Annotated in this window: 13 protein-coding genes; 4 read left to right on the top strand and 9 right to left on the bottom strand. The window is 61.7% G+C overall.

All coding sequences use genetic code 11. The annotated features are described in order from the left end of the window. Positions 1–83: 83 nt before the first annotated feature. A complete protein-coding gene (locus QMX91_RS22410; RefSeq protein ID WP_282413395.1) occupies positions 84–842 on the bottom strand; it encodes a hypothetical protein in 759 nt (252 codons plus the stop codon). Between the two features lie 343 nt (positions 843–1185). Here QMX91_RS22410 and QMX91_RS22405 point away from each other — a divergent pair, with 343 nt between their 5' ends. After that, complete coding sequence (locus QMX91_RS22405; RefSeq protein ID WP_282413394.1) at positions 1186–1548, top strand: heme utilization protein; 363 nt, start codon at positions 1186–1188, stop codon at positions 1546–1548. 259 nt (positions 1549–1807) lie between these two features. After that, the gene (locus QMX91_RS22400; protein WP_183784048.1) at positions 1808–2437 is read left to right on the top strand and encodes a flavin reductase family protein; all 630 of its coding nucleotides are present in this window, start codon (positions 1808–1810) and stop codon (positions 2435–2437) included. A 6-nt stretch (positions 2438–2443) separates the two neighbouring features. Here QMX91_RS22400 and QMX91_RS22395 read toward each other — a convergent pair whose 3' ends face one another. Both QMX91_RS22395 and QMX91_RS22390 read right to left on the bottom strand, forming a co-directional pair. Further along, positions 2444–2686, bottom strand: a complete 243-nt coding sequence (locus QMX91_RS22395) for a hypothetical protein (RefSeq protein ID WP_103486312.1) — start codon at positions 2684–2686, stop codon at positions 2444–2446. A gap of 43 nt (positions 2687–2729) precedes the next feature. Continuing rightward, complete coding sequence (locus QMX91_RS22390; protein ID WP_282413393.1) at positions 2730–3083, bottom strand: putative quinol monooxygenase; 354 nt, start codon at positions 3081–3083, stop codon at positions 2730–2732. Positions 3084–3513: 430 nt separating this feature from the next. Between QMX91_RS22390 and QMX91_RS22385 the strand changes: the two genes are divergently transcribed. Beyond that, entirely contained in the window at positions 3514–4443 is a 930-nt protein-coding gene (locus QMX91_RS22385; RefSeq protein ID WP_027612494.1) for an AraC family transcriptional regulator, read from the top strand. A gap of 125 nt (positions 4444–4568) precedes the next feature. On the opposite strand, the gene QMX91_RS22380 is transcribed toward QMX91_RS22385, so the two are convergent. The 6 genes from QMX91_RS22380 to QMX91_RS22355 all read right to left on the bottom strand — a co-directional run bounded on the left by QMX91_RS22380 (position 4569) and on the right by QMX91_RS22355 (position 12047). After that, positions 4569–5624: an ABC transporter ATP-binding protein gene (locus tag QMX91_RS22380; protein WP_282413392.1), complete on the bottom strand. Its 1056-nt coding sequence runs from the start codon at positions 5622–5624 to the stop codon at positions 4569–4571. 13 nt (positions 5625–5637) lie between these two features. Beyond that, positions 5638–6486: an ABC transporter permease gene (locus QMX91_RS22375; protein WP_096795112.1), complete on the bottom strand. Its 849-nt coding sequence runs from the start codon at positions 6484–6486 to the stop codon at positions 5638–5640. Further along, positions 6483–7391, bottom strand: coding sequence for an ABC transporter permease (locus tag QMX91_RS22370; protein ID WP_223007769.1), 909 nt, complete (start codon positions 7389–7391; stop codon positions 6483–6485). The genes QMX91_RS22375 and QMX91_RS22370 overlap by 4 nt, the downstream gene beginning before the upstream one ends. Before the next feature lie 243 nt (positions 7392–7634). Beyond that, complete coding sequence (locus tag QMX91_RS22365; RefSeq protein ID WP_223007768.1) at positions 7635–8744, bottom strand: ABC transporter substrate-binding protein; 1110 nt, start codon at positions 8742–8744, stop codon at positions 7635–7637. Between the two features lie 217 nt (positions 8745–8961). After that, positions 8962–10413 carry an aldehyde dehydrogenase family protein gene (locus QMX91_RS22360; RefSeq protein ID WP_282413391.1) on the bottom strand — a complete coding sequence of 484 codons (1452 nt, stop codon included), beginning with the start codon at positions 10411–10413 and terminating at the stop codon, positions 8962–8964. Next, positions 10410–12047, bottom strand: a complete 1638-nt coding sequence (locus tag QMX91_RS22355; RefSeq protein WP_282413390.1) for a 5-guanidino-2-oxopentanoate decarboxylase — start codon at positions 12045–12047, stop codon at positions 10410–10412. Before QMX91_RS22355 ends, QMX91_RS22360 begins: the two co-directional genes overlap by 4 nt. Positions 12048–12277: 230 nt before the next feature. On the opposite strand from QMX91_RS22355, the gene QMX91_RS22350 reads away from it, so the two are divergent. Further along, positions 12278–13159 (top strand): LysR substrate-binding domain-containing protein, encoded by an 882-nt coding sequence (locus QMX91_RS22350; RefSeq protein ID WP_027612487.1) that lies wholly within the window; start codon positions 12278–12280, stop codon positions 13157–13159. Positions 13160–13268 lie beyond the last annotated feature (109 nt).

Raw genomic sequence — 13268 nt, 5'->3', positions numbered from 1 at the left:
CGCGAGCAGGCTCACTCCTACATTGATTGGTGTACGCCGCCCTTTGTAGGAGTGAGCCTGCTCGCGATTGGGGCGACTCGGTATCAGGACAATTCAGCAACTACCGTTGGCTTGCCATAACGCTTCTGCGCATACGACACGCCGACAATCATCACCAGCAGAATCCCCGCCAGCACCGCCGACGAGCCTATGGTGCCGAAGTCCAGGCCGCCCTTTTCATGGGACTTGGTCATCAGGTCGCCCAGGGTCGCACCGAACGGCCGGGTCAGCACGAACGCCACCCAGAACAACAGCACCGACGAAATCTTCGTGAAGTATTTGAGCGCCACGACCACGGCAATGGTCGAGCCGATCAGCAGCGCGCCACCGGCAAAACCCAGGCCCGAATCATCGGCCAGGTAGTCGCCGAGCGCAGTGCCCAGGGTGTTGGAAAACAGAATCGCCATCCAGTAGAACATCTCGCCACGAAAGGTCTGCACCTTGCTGACGTTCAGAGAATCGCCGCTCAGGCGCCAGGCGGTGAAGATCGCCAGCAGAATCGCAATCAGGATCATCGACCCGGTGGCGTAGCCCAGTTCAAGGGTACGATCCATGAAGTCGGACATGGTGGTGCCGGCGGTGCTGGTGGACAGAATCACGATCCAGTACAGCAGCGGCTTGTAGGTCTTGGCCATCAGTTGGCTGATCAGCGTCAGCACGAACACGCTGATCAGGATCAGCGAGCTGAGGGCGTACCCGACGTTGAGGGTCATCGACAGCAAGTCCCCCGCGGTTTCCCCCAGGGTCGTCGCGCAGATTTTCATGACCCAGAACGCCAGGGTGATTTGAGGCAGTTTGTTCATCGCAAGCAAAGCTCCAGTGTGGGACGGCCGGTTCTTGGTTTTCTGGCCGTGGGCAGACTGGCGTCGCACCGGTGAAAAACCGGTCGGCAACAGATGAAAAATCCGTCATATCGCGAAAATCAGCGATTAATCCCCCATTAATGCTGCCCCGGCATCCTGCCACTACCTGATCGATGACCCGCGCGGCGTTCGCTCCCGACAGTGGAAGCCCATTCAATGCGCCGCCCTTAATATCAAGTTAATCGATTGTTTTTAGCATTTATTTGCGCTTTTTTATCAATTTAGTTGGCGTAGCATTAAACCCATGCAAAACACACCCGCCAACGAATCTGGAGTCACTCACATGAAAACCAAACTGATCCTCGCTTTCGCCTTGTCCGTAATGGCCGCCAACACCTTTGCTGCCGACGGTTTTGATCGCACTGGCTCGGCTGTCGCTGCCGATGGTTATGACCGCACTGGCTCGGCCGTCGCTGCCGATGGTTATGACCGCACTGGCTCGGCTGTCGCTGCCGATGGTTATGACCGCAATGGCTCGGCCGTCGCTGCCGATGGTTACGACCGCACTGGCTCGGCAACTGTCGCCGAGGATGGCTACGACCGCACCGGTTCGGCGACCTTTGCTGAAGACGGCTACGACCGCACCGGTTCGGCTGCCTTCGCCGCTGACGGCTACGACCGTACCCAATCCGCTTCGATCAGCTGATTGCAGTTGTAAATCGCACAGCCCGGCTTCGGCCGGGCTTAGTCATTTCTGGGGCACGGCAAATATCCCCTGTGGGAGCGGGCTTGCTCGCGAAAGCGCCGGGTCAGTCAACCACTGTGGCAACTGAAAGATTGCATTCGCGAGCAACCCGCTGCCACAAAGGGGATTGCATCAACTGGAATATCTTTGTGTGACTGGAAAATGCTGTTTCAGACTTGCACTATTGCCTTCTACAAACGCCCTCCAGGAACCTCCAGCCATGTCCGATGACATCCACTTCTACGAACCCGCCAACGGCCACGGCCTGCCCCACGATCCGTTCAACGCCATCGTCGGCCCGCGTCCCATCGGCTGGATTTCTTCGCAGGATGCCGACGGCCAGCTGAATCTTGCGCCTTACAGCTTCTTCAACGCGTTCAACTACATTCCGCCGATCATTGGTTTTTCCAGCATCGGGCGCAAAGACAGCCTGAACAACATCGAGCAGACCGGCGAGTTCGCCTGGAACCTCGCCACCCGCCCGTTGGCCGAGCAGATGAATCAGAGCTGCGCGATGGTCGCGCCTGAGGTCAACGAGTTTGAATTGGCCGGGCTGACGCCCGTGGCGTCGAAGGTGATTGCGGTGCCACGGGTAGCCGAAAGCCCGGTGTCCTTCGAGTGCAAGGTCACGCAGATCATTCAGTTGCAGCGCGCCGATGGCGAAACCGTGCCGAGCTGGCTGATTCTCGGCGAAGTGGTCGCCGTGCATATCGCCAAATGGCTGTTGAAGGACGGGATCTACGACACCGCCGCGGCAGAACCTATTCTGCGCGGCGGCGGGCCGGCGGACTATTTCCAGTTGGGGCCTGAAGCCCTGTTCAAGATGTGGCGCCCGGGTGCGGGCAAGTAAGCGCAGTTACCAGATCAGCTCGGCGTCATCGGTGACACCCTTGAGGCGGTCCAGCTCCTGGGTCGCCGCGTCATCGGCAGCGATGGCGCCGGGGAACACCTGATCACCCAGCAGTTTGTGGAAGCGTGGCGCACCGCCATCGACCAGGGCCTTGACCGCGATTGCCGCGTGGTAACCCTTGTTGCCGCCCAACTCGACGGGGACGACTGCGGAGACTGCTTCGAAGTGTTCAAACTCTTTACGTGCCATGGCACACATCCTGGCTCAGATGAATAAGCCGGACATTAAACCCTCAACCGGCGAGTTTGTGTATCGGTGCCGGGCATTGTCCGAGCGCCTGCGCCGCCGACACCTCTTTGAAGGTGTGGAAATCCAGGCTGTTGACCACCAGGTCCTGAACCAATTCGGCAAAGATCTGCATCGACGGGCTGTTGAAATACGCGGTCATTGCCTGTTGATGGCTCCAGAAACCGGAGACCAGCCACAGGTCCGGATCGCATTGCGAATGCTGCAGGGCGAAGTTCAGGCAACCGGGGGCGGCGCGCGACGGTTCGATCAAGGCACTGAGGCGCACACCGAGTTCAGCGGAGCGTCCGGCGCGCGCTCGAACGAAGGCCATATGACTGACGGGAATCTGCTTGGACATGTTCAACCCTCCCAGGGAGTCGCGTGGCAGCCGGGGGACGGGCTGCGACAGGATCAAAGGTTAAGGGCCGGGCGCAAGGTGCCGTTAGTCGATTCCTGCCGCTGCGTTGCACAATCCTGCGAGACTGCACAAACGCCCCGCATCGATGGGTAGAAACCTGTCACACCGCTGTCACAACGCTTTTGTGTAGGAGCTGCCGAAGGCTGCGATCTTTTGACTTTTGTTTTTAAAATCAAAAGATCGCAGCCTTCGGCAGCTCCTACAGGGGTCTTCGACCCAAGGGGTAAGGTGGCGGTCGCAGGCTGATGGCCGGCACGCAAAAGCAGCCCATGCAGAATCAGGCAAGCATTTGACAGGATGTGTCTACCGCTGGCGCTTGCACAAACATATGCTCTGCCCCATTCCAGATTCCTTGCCGAGGATGCCGTGCATGACGTCATTCGATCGTTTCCAGTCTCCGCCCGATGCCGACATGGAAAAACAGCGTGCAGAACTCGCGGCGATCATCCGCCGCAATACCACCGACGACGGCAGTTATCAGACCGCCATCGGCTCGCTGTTCATGTCGCGCCATACCCAGTCCCATGACTTCGCCCCGGTACTTGCGCAACCGGCGCTGTGCATCATGGCCCAGGGCCGCAAAGAGGTGCGCCTGGCCGATGAGTTCTTCAATTACGACCCGCTGAATTATCTGGTGGTCTCGGTCTCGATGCCGCTCAGCGGGCGGGTAGTGAATGTCTCGCCGGAGGATCCGATTCTCGCCGTGCGCCTGGACATCGACCCCGCGGAAATCACTGCACTGATCGCCGACGCTGGGCCGATGGGCGTGCCGACCCGACCGACCGGGCGCGGCCTGTATGTGGAAAAGATCGACAGCGCGATGCTCGACGCGGTGTTGCGTCTGGCGCGACTGCTGGATGCGCCGAAAGACATTGCCATGCTCGCGCCGCTGATTCGCCGGGAGATTCTTTATCGCCTGCTGCGCAGTCCGCAGGGCCATCGCTTGTATGAAATCGCGATTGCCAACAGCCAGAGCCACCGCATCAGCCAGGCGATCAAATGGCTCAACGGCAACTTCGAACAGCCGCTGCGCATCGATGATCTGGCGAAAGAAGTCAACCTCAGCGTTTCAACCCTGCATCACCGCTTCAAGGCGATGACCGCGATGAGTCCGTTGCAGTACCAGAAGCAATTGCGCCTGCAGGAAGCGCGGCGCCTGATGCTGGCCGAAGGGCTGGAAGCGTCGGCGGCGGGCTATCGCGTGGGTTACGAAAGCCCGTCGCAGTTCAGCCGCGAGTACAGCCGCTTGTTTGGTGCACCGCCGTTAAGGGATCTGGCGCGGTTGCGGCAGTCGGTCTGATCCGGCATCTGCGGTGAGGCTTATGGCCCTATCGCGAGCAGGCTCACTCCTACAGTTGGAATGCGTTCCCCTGTAGGAGTGAGCCTGCTCGCGATGGCATCGGCAAGATCACCATCAAATCCGGATCAAGCCCCCAACACTCGACACGCCTCGCTCGGCAACGTCACCGACACCGGATGCCCGATCCCCAAACCGATCCCCTGACACGGCGTACTCAACGCGGTGAACGTCACCCCGGAACACTCCACCGTGGTCTCGATGGTCGCGCCGATATCGCGCACGAACGTCACCTTGCCGAGCAAGCGATTGCCCGCCGTGGCTTGTGGCGCGGACAGTTGCAGATCCTCCGGACGAATCAGCATCTTCACCTTCTGCCCCGCTTCGATGCTGCTGCAGATCGGCACTTGCAGCGCATCACCGCCCGGCAAACTGACCTTGCCGTCACCCAGCGCCGTGGCCGGAAAAATGTTGCCCGAACCGATGAAGTCGGCGACGAACTCGTTGGCCGGGTGCCGGTAGATTTCGATCGGCGTGCCCACCTGCTGCACCTTGTGCTCGCCCAGCACCACGACGATGTCGGCCATGGTCATGGCTTCGCGCTGGTCGTGGGTGACCATGATCGTGGTGATGTTCAAGCGCTGTTGCAGCTGACGTATTTCCACCTGCATCGACTCGCGCAGCTTGGCGTCCAGCGCCGACAACGGTTCGTCGAGCAGGAGGATTTTCGGCCGCGAGGCGATGGCCCGGGCAATCGCCACCCGCTGCCGTTGCCCGCCGGAGAGTTTCGCCACCGGTCGGTCGATCATCGCCTGCAACTGAATCAACTCCAGCAATTCCACCACCCGCGCCTGCTGCTCGGCCTTGCTCACGCCGCGCAGTTTCAGCGGGTAGGCGATGTTCTCGCCGACGGTCATGTGCGGGAACAGCGCCAGCGACTGGAACACCATGCCGAAGTTGCGTTGGTGCGCCGGGGTGTGGCCGATGTTCTCGCCGTCGAGGCGAATCTCGCCGCCGGTCAGGGTTTCCAGCCCGGCGATCATCCGCAGCAAGGTGGTTTTGCCGCAGCCCGACGGGCCGAGAAAACACACCAGTTGGCCTTCCGGCAAATGCAGATTGACGTCCTGTACCGCGCAAGCCGAGCCGTAGAATTTCTCGACGTTTTCCAGAATCAGACCAGTCATGTTGCACCTCAAATCAAAAGGAAACGCCGCCCTCGCCCACCAGCTTCTCCAGCGCCCAGATCAGGACGAAGTCGATCAGCACGATCAGCACGGCAAACGAGAACACGGTAGGGTCGAGCGATGACACGGTGCGGCTGTACATCCAGATCGGCACGGTCATGACGTCGATGGTGTAGAGGAAATAGGTCACGGTGAATTCGTTGAACGAGACGATGAACGCCAGCAGCATCCCCGCCAGAATCCCCGACTTCATCAACGGCACCACCACGTCGACAATCGCCCGCAGCGGTGAAGCGCCGAGCATCCGCGCCGCCTCTTCGACTTCGCTGCCGATGGAGAGCATCGCGGCGGTGCAGTTTTTCACCACGAACGGCAGCGCCAGAATCACGTGGGCAATCACCAGCCGCGAGGTGGTCAGGTGAAACGGCAGGCTGTCGAACACCAGCAGCAACGCCAGTCCCAACACCACCATCGGAAACACCAGCGGCAACGACATCAGTTGCAGCGCCACGGCTTTGCCACGGAACTCGCAACGGGTCAGCGCATAGGCGGCGGGCACCGCGATCAGCGTGGCGAAAACCATGGTCAGGCACGACACCAGCAGGCTGGTAGCCATGGCCTGACCGAGGCTCAGCACGTCGCTGGCGTCTGGCGAGACGAAGGTGTGCCAGGCCGCCTTGTACCACTGCAGGCTGTAGCTGCTCGGCGGGAAGTCGAGGTTCGACGCACCGCTGAACGACATGACGATCATGGTCAGGATCGGCAACACCGCCAGCAGCAGAATGAACCCGGAGAGGATCCCGGCGAACTTGCCGGTGTCGCCAGGCAGCAGCGCCATGCGCTTGTTGGTCAGGGTACTCATTGCGAAGCCTCCAGCAGACGCCGACGACGGCCGGTGATGTATTCGGACAGGGTCATGATCGCCAGCGTAGTGACGATCAGCACCACCCCGGCAGCGGACGCGGCAGGCCAGTTCATCAGCGGCGCGATCTGGTCGTGCACCATCACCGCAAGCATCGGCACACGGCGGCCACCGAGCAGCAACGGCACGACAAAACTGCTGGCGTTGTAGGCGAACACCAGCGTCGCCCCGGTGATGATCCCCGGCAGACTCATCGGCAACACCACCTGACGAAACACCTGAAAACGGCTGGCACCCAGGGTTGCGGCGGCCTCTTCGTAAGTACGGGCGACACCGCGCATGGCGCTGGCAATCGGCAGCACGGCCAATGGGAACGCGGTCTGCACGAGGCCCATCAGCACGCCGTTCTGGTTGTACAGCAGCATGATCGGGCGCTTGATCAGGCCCAGGCCCATCAGTGTCTGGTTGAGCATCCCGCCCGGGCCGAGAATCACCAGCCAGCCGTAGCTTTGCAGCAGGAGGTTGACCAGCAGCGGCAACAGCACCGCCGCGAGAAAAATCCGCCGCACGAACGGCGAGGTCAGCCGTGACATGGTGTACGCCACCGGGATCGCCAGCAGCACCGCGATCACTGCACTGATCAGCGCCAGACGCAGGGTCAGCAGCAGGGATTTCAGATAGTAGGGTTCGAGCAATTGCGCGTAGCTGGCGAGGCTGAACCCGCTCCATTCCGCGCCTTTAGTGCCGACGCTCATGCGCAGCACCAACAGGCTGGCCGCGATCAGCACACCGAGAAACAGCATCGACGGCGTGAGGAAAAACCACGCCCGGGCGGTCGGCGAAATACCGCGCGCCGGGCGCACGGCGGCGGCACCGACCGGTTGGGTCAGGGATTGATGTTCCATAGCAATGATCTCGTCAATGGAAAGCTAATCTCGCAAACACCTCAATCTCCTGTGGGAGTCATTTTTTGTGGTGAGGGGATTTATCCCCGACCGGCTGCGAAGCAGTCGCAAAACCATCGTGCGCGGTACATTTGATGCACCGTATTTGCTGATCTTGGGGCAGCTACGCTGCCCATCGGGGATAAATCCCCTCACCACAGGACTCGCTCCCACAGGGGGCCCGTGGTGTTCGGGAGGCCGGCGTCAGGAAGAAAAAATTTCCGTATAGCGACGAATCCATTGGTCATGCACGGTCGCCAGGAAGGCGTTGTCGTGCATGATCGCCTTCTCGGCAATCTGCTCCGGCGTGAGGATGTACGGGCTCTTGCGCGCTTCGGCGGAGATGATCGCCTTGGCGTTGACCGGGCCGTTGAAGATGTCTTCGGCCATCTTGCCCTGCACCAGCGGGTCGAGAGAGTGGTCGATGAAGGCGTAGGCCAAGTCGGTGTCGCCCGGACGGTTCTTCGGCATCACCGAGAGCATCAGGTCGGTGTAGAAACCTTCCTTCATGCCGAACGTGGCACCGAGGCCGTAGTTCGGATCGCGGATCTGCTTGGGGAAGAATGCCGGGGCGTACAGCCCACCCATGTCCAACGACCCGGTGCGGAACAGTTCGGCGATCTGGTTCGGGTTCTCGCCGAGGGTGACCACGCGATCTTTCAGCTCTGCGAGTTTCTTGAAGCCCGGCTCGATGTTGTGTTCGTCACCGCCGGCCAGTTTCGCGGCGATGATGATCAGGTCCATGGCCTCGGTCCAGTTCGGCGGCGGCAGGAAAATGTTCGGCGCCAGATCGGCGTCCCACAGCGCGGCATAACTGTCCGGTGCCTGTTTGAGGGTGCGGGTGCTGTAGACCAGACTGTTGCACCACAGCAAGTAACCGATGCCGTGCCCGTTGGCGCCGGTGCGGTATTTTTCCGGTACGTCGATCAGGTTGGGAATCCGGTTCAGGTCGGGTTTTTCCAGCAGCCCGGCGGCGGCCAGACCTTCGGCGCCGACCCCGGCCAGGGTGATGATGTCGTACTGCGGACGGTCACCGCCGGCCTTGAGTTTGGCGACCATTTCCGAGGTGCTGCCGGTGCGGTCGGCGATGACCTTGGCGCCGGTCTTGGCCTCGAAGGTGGCGGCAATGTTGCGCAGTGCGGCGAGGCCGGTATCATCCGACCAGGTCAGCAAACGCAGGGTCTTGCCGGCGAACCGCGTGTCGCTGGCGCTGGCGCTGGCCCGGATGAAGGGCATGCTCAGGGCCGCCGCCGCTACCGAGGCGACGCCCACGGTTTTAATGAATTGACGCCTGTTCAGATCGTGCTCGCCCATGACGGACTCCCTTTGTTCTTTTAAGTATGAGGTTGGTCGCAACCGTTGCATCCGCGCGGCCGGATCCGCTGCAGGCCTTGTATTAAAAGGCCTGCAGCGCTGCCGACGGGTTCATCCTGAGGTCGTGCAATACACCTGACTATCGATAAAAACTCATCGAAGCCATGACACCGACGCATGCCTCGTTGCGAGGCATGCACTCACCGTTTTCGGGCGTTCAGAGCGCCCGGATCACGTGTTTGATTTCCTGAAACGCGGCCAGGCCCCACGGCCCCAATTCACGGCCGATGCTGCTCTGCTTGTAGCCGCCCCACGCCGTCTGCGGGAAGATCACTTGCGGCGCGTTGAGCCATACAAGCCCCGCCTGCAGGGCGTTGGCGACGCGGTCGGCAGTCTCGGCGTTACGCGTCACCACACTGGCGACCAGCCCGAACTGGCTGTCGTTGGCCAGGGCAATCGCCTCGGCTTCGCTGCTGAAACTGCGCACGCAGAGCACCGGGCCGAAAATCTCTTCACACCACAACGCACTGTCGAGGGGCACGTCGGTGAACACTGTCGGCTGCAAAAAATAGCCGCGTGGCAGATCCGCCGGACGATTACCGCCGCACACCAGCTTCGCCCCGGCACTCAAACCGCGGTCGATGTGGCCGAGCACGCGCTGGTATTGCGCCTGATTGACCAGCGCGCCCATCTCCACGTCCGGGTCGAACGGATCGGCCACGCGAATCGCTTGCGCGCGCTTTTGCAGACGCTCAAGAAACTCATCGGCCAGCTCATCGGCGACCAGCACCCGGCTGGTGGCCGAGCACATCTGCCCGGCGTTGAAGAAACCGCCGCCGCAGGCCAGTTCCACCGCCAGTTCCAAATCGGCATCTTCAAGCACCAACAGCGAAGATTTGCCGCCCAGTTCCAGGCTCACGCCCTTCACCGTTTCGGCGGCGCGCTGCATCACCTGCACGCCGACGGCGTTGCTGCCTGTGAAAGAGATCTTGGCGATGCGCGGGTCCGCCGACAGCGGTGCACCGACCGCCAGACCGGTGCCGCAAACCAGGTTGAACACACCGTCGGGCAAGCCGGACTCGGCAATGATCGCCGCCAGTTCCAGCTCCGGCAGCGGCGTGACTTCCGACGGTTTGAGCACCACGCAGCAACCGGCGGCCAAGGCAGGCGCAAGTTTCCACGCGGTGGTGACCATCGGGAAATTCCACGGCACGATCAGCCCGACCACACCGCACGGTTCACGACGCAGACGCGCGCTGAAGTCATCGCTGGGCAGCGCCACGTTGCTGTCGAGTTGTGCGTCGAGGCCTTCGGCCAATTCGGCGTAATACTCGAAAGTGGCGATCACATCATCGACATCGATCGCCGCTTCGAATTGCGGTTTGCCGTTGTTGCTCGACTGCAGCTTCATCAGATGATCGCGGCCGTTGCGCACGCCATTGGCGATGTTGCGCAGGATCGCACCGCGCTCGGCACCGCTGGTTTTCGACCAGCGCTTGAACGCTTCAGTGGCCGCGCTGACGGCCAGATCGACCGCGCGTTCATCGCCACCATTGACCGTGGTCAGCAGTGCTTCGGTGGCCGGATTGATCACCCGCAGGTGTTCACTCCCGGCCGACCATTGACCGTTGATGTACACACCATCGAGTGTGGTTGGGAAATTGATCATTTGGCCACCGCCTGCATCCACTGGGTCTGGTCGATTTCGATCAGGGTCGGGCCCTGACGATCGGTGGCGGCACGCAGCGCGCCGCGCAGCTGTTCAACCGAACTGATCGCTTCGGCGGCGCAGCCCAGGGCCTTGGCCACGCCGATGAAATCCGGGGTATAGATATCGACGCCGACCGGTTCGATGGCGCGGTTGACCATGTATTTTTTGATCTCTTCGTAGCCCTGGTTATTCCACAGCAGGATGATCACCGGCGTACGCGCTTCAACCGCGCTGGCCAGTTCCGGCAGGGTGAACTGCAAGCCACCGTCGCCGATCAGGCACACCACTGGCGGACGAGCACCGTCCTCGACGCTACCGCCGAGCCACGCGCCAATCGCCGCCGGCAGGGCGTAACCGAGGGTGCCGTAACCGGTGGACGAGTTGAACCAGCGCCGTGGACGTTCCGGGTTGAACGTGAGGTTGCCGGTGTACACCGGTTGCGTGGAGTCGCCAACGAACACTGCGTCCGGCAATTCGTGCAGCACGGTTTCCAGAAAACGGGTCTGGGCCAGGGTTGGCGCATCCCAGGTCGCGGCCAGCTCATCGCGCAGACGCGCTGCCCGCACCTGCCCCCAATCATTGCGCCGCTCGGCCAGCGCCTGCTGCGACAGTGCGCCGAGCAGTGCATGCGCAGCGTTGCGCGAGTCGGCGACCAAGGCCACGTGCGGCGGATAGTTGCGCACGGTCTGATCGGCGTCGATGTCGATGCGCAGCAACTTGCCGGGGATTTCAAAGCCGCCGGCGAAGGTCACGTCGTAATCGGTTTCGGCCAGTTCGGTACCGATCGCCAGCACCACGTCGGCATCGGCCACCAGTGCGCGAGTGGCGACCAGGCTTTGTGTCGAGCCGATCAGCAGCGGATGGCTGGAGGGCAACATGCCTTTGGCGTTGATGGTCAGCGCCACCGGGGCGTCGAGCAGCTCGGCCAGCTCAGTCAGTTCGGCGGCGGCATCGATGGCACCGCCACCGGCGAGAATCAGCGGACGCCGAGCGCCGGCCAGCAACTCAGTCATGCGCCGTACGGCAGCCGGTGCAGCCCCGGCGCGGTCGATGTGCACCGGAACGCTGGCGAGCAGCTCATCAGCCTCTTCTACCAAAACATCCAGCGGAATCTCGATGTGCACCGGACGCGGACGCCCGGCCTGAAACAGTGCGAAAGCACGGGCCAGCACGCCGGGCAATTCCGCCGCCGACATCAGGGTGTGGGAGAACGCCGCGACGCCACCGACCAGCGCGCTCTGGTTCGGCAACTCGTGGAGCTTGCCGCGACCGCCGCCCAACTGGCTGCGGGTCTGCACGCTGGAGATCACCAGCATCGGGATCGAGTCGGCGTAGGCCTGGCCCAGCGCGGTGGTGATGTTGGTCATGCCCGGGCCGGTAATGATGAAGCACACACCCGGTTTGCCGCTGGTGCGCGCATAGCCGTCAGCCATGAAACCGGCGCCCTGCTCGTGCCGTGGAGTGACGTGGTTGATGCTCGAACGGGCCAGCCCGCGATACAGTTCCACGGTGTGCACCCCGGGAATGCCGAACACCTGCTCGACCCCGTAATCCTCGAGTAACTTGACCAGTACTTCGCCACACGTCGCCATGTCGATTGCCCTTCTTGTTCGTTTGAGACACAAGGCCTTTGTGTAGGAGTGAGCCTGCTCGCGATGGCGTCTTCACATTCAACATTACGGTGACTGACACACCGCTATCGCGAGCAGGCTCACTCCTACAAAGGGCCCCTTCAATGAGCTCATTGAACGGGCGGCAGGTAGCGACAACAATCGATTAAAAGTCATACTAGCCATGTCCTCACGTCATACCTTGGATCCACATGAAACGACTGCCTCCCCTGCCCGCCCTGCACACGTTTCTGATTACTGCGCAGTGCTGCAACTTCACCCGGGCGGCCGAGCAGTTGCACATCACTCAGGGCGCGGTGAGCCGGCAGATTGCCGGGCTGGAAGCTCATCTGGGGTATGAGTTGTTCATCCGTCTGGCCCGAGGCCTGGAACTGACCGCCGAAGGACGTGAATGGCTGCCCCGGGTGGAAAAGATCTTCGGCTTGATCAGCGAGGCCACCGAGCAGATCGGGCGCAAGCGGCAAACCCTGCAACTCAAGGCGCCCAGCTGCGTGATGCGCTGGCTGGTGCCGCGCCTGCTGCAATGGCAAAAGGAACGCCCGGACGTGCCGGTCAAACTGACCACTACACTGGCCCATGGCGTCGACTTTCAGCGCGAGCAATTCGATGCGGCGGTGATCTACGGCACGCCGCCGGACAACTCCTCGACCGCGCTGCATCTGTTCGATGAGCAACTGACACCGGTCTGCTCGCCAGCATTATTGAAAGGCCCACCGGCGCTGAGCGAACCGGCCGACCTGCAACAGCATCTGCTGCTGCATCCGACCCGCGACACCCAGGACTGGACGGTGTGGCTGACCGCCGCCGAATTGCAGTTGAGCAACGTCAACATGGGGCAACATTTCGAGACGCTGGATCAGGCGATGTCGATGGCGTCGCATGGGACGGGTGTGGCGATTGGCGACTGGTCGCTGATCGGCGATGACCTGCGCGCCGGACGGCTGGTGATGCCGTTTGATCTGAAGGTGAAGACGGGGCTGGGCTACTACGTGGTGATGCCACAAGGCGGCGAGGCGTCGCCGCAATTGGAGGAATTGATGATCTGGCTGGTGGAACAGGCGCATACCCGCTGAAGTACACAGATCCCTCCTGTGGGAGCGGGCTTGCTCGCGAATGCAGTGTGTCAATCACTTCAAATGTCGCTGACACACCGCCTTCACGAGCAAGCCCGCTCCCACATTT

Source organism: Pseudomonas sp. PS01299, assembly GCF_029960145.1.
Lineage (GTDB): Bacteria > Pseudomonadota > Gammaproteobacteria > Pseudomonadales > Pseudomonadaceae > Aquipseudomonas > Aquipseudomonas putida_A.
The sequence above is the reverse complement of the archived record's forward strand: the minus strand, read 5'-3'. Positions and strand labels throughout refer to the sequence as shown.

What these genes read in the sequence shown, in the direction of transcription:
- QMX91_RS22385 (WP_027612494.1), top strand. Translation starts at nt 3,514, where the DNA reads ATGACGTCATTCGATCGTTTCCAGTCTCCGCCCGATGCCGACATGGAA.
- QMX91_RS22365 (WP_223007768.1), bottom strand. Translation starts at nt 8,744, where the DNA reads ATGGGCGAGCACGATCTGAACAGGCGTCAATTCATTAAAACCGTGGGC.
- QMX91_RS22400 (WP_183784048.1), top strand. Translation starts at nt 1,808, where the DNA reads ATGTCCGATGACATCCACTTCTACGAACCCGCCAACGGCCACGGCCTG.
- QMX91_RS22380 (WP_282413392.1), bottom strand. Translation starts at nt 5,624, where the DNA reads ATGACTGGTCTGATTCTGGAAAACGTCGAGAAATTCTACGGCTCGGCT.
- QMX91_RS22360 (WP_282413391.1), bottom strand. Translation starts at nt 10,413, where the DNA reads ATGATCAATTTCCCAACCACACTCGATGGTGTGTACATCAACGGTCAA.
- QMX91_RS22390 (WP_282413393.1), bottom strand. Translation starts at nt 3,083, where the DNA reads ATGTCCAAGCAGATTCCCGTCAGTCATATGGCCTTCGTTCGAGCGCGC.
- QMX91_RS22375 (WP_096795112.1), bottom strand. Translation starts at nt 6,486, where the DNA reads ATGAGTACCCTGACCAACAAGCGCATGGCGCTGCTGCCTGGCGACACC.
- QMX91_RS22355 (WP_282413390.1), bottom strand. Translation starts at nt 12,047, where the DNA reads ATGGCGACGTGTGGCGAAGTACTGGTCAAGTTACTCGAGGATTACGGG.
- QMX91_RS22370 (WP_223007769.1), bottom strand. Translation starts at nt 7,391, where the DNA reads ATGGAACATCAATCCCTGACCCAACCGGTCGGTGCCGCCGCCGTGCGC.
- QMX91_RS22405 (WP_282413394.1), top strand. Translation starts at nt 1,186, where the DNA reads ATGAAAACCAAACTGATCCTCGCTTTCGCCTTGTCCGTAATGGCCGCC.
- QMX91_RS22350 (WP_027612487.1), top strand. Translation starts at nt 12,278, where the DNA reads ATGAAACGACTGCCTCCCCTGCCCGCCCTGCACACGTTTCTGATTACT.
- QMX91_RS22395 (WP_103486312.1), bottom strand. Translation starts at nt 2,686, where the DNA reads ATGGCACGTAAAGAGTTTGAACACTTCGAAGCAGTCTCCGCAGTCGTC.
- QMX91_RS22410 (WP_282413395.1), bottom strand. Translation starts at nt 842, where the DNA reads ATGAACAAACTGCCTCAAATCACCCTGGCGTTCTGGGTCATGAAAATC.